The following is a 277-nucleotide window of genomic DNA, read 5'->3' as shown; positions in this document are numbered from 1 at the left end:
ATCGTACTTAGGTAATTTAGGCACTCTTTTGTTTACGGTACTAAAAGTAGATAACTCACCAGCAAGCTCTATTAGACGAGTATAAAGAACGCTTGGATGAAGATTATTAACTGATAATAAGTTTTCAAAAACAGCGTCATACTTGTTTAATGTTTGCAGCATAATAAAATCAGCTACAGAGGTACTTCCCGCATAACCTTGGCACAATCTAACAGCAATACTCTCTGAGCGCTGCTTGATCATTGAGCCAATCTCTCTCACTAAACCAAGTAATGGC

General features: G+C 37.5%; 1 protein-coding gene. It reads right to left on the bottom strand.

Features of this window, described 5'->3' with window-relative positions:
• Positions 1-277, bottom strand: a 277-nt coding sequence (gene tssK, locus AAEY57_RS19845; RefSeq protein WP_350608649.1) for a type VI secretion system baseplate subunit TssK, incomplete at both ends; no start/stop codon positions are given.

This window comes from Pseudoalteromonas sp. MER144-MNA-CIBAN-0113 (assembly GCF_040308965.1).
GTDB classification, from domain to species: Bacteria; Pseudomonadota; Gammaproteobacteria; order Enterobacterales; family Alteromonadaceae; genus Pseudoalteromonas; species Pseudoalteromonas tetraodonis.
Note: the sequence above shows the minus strand (reverse complement) of the source record. Positions and strands in the feature narration are given on the sequence as shown.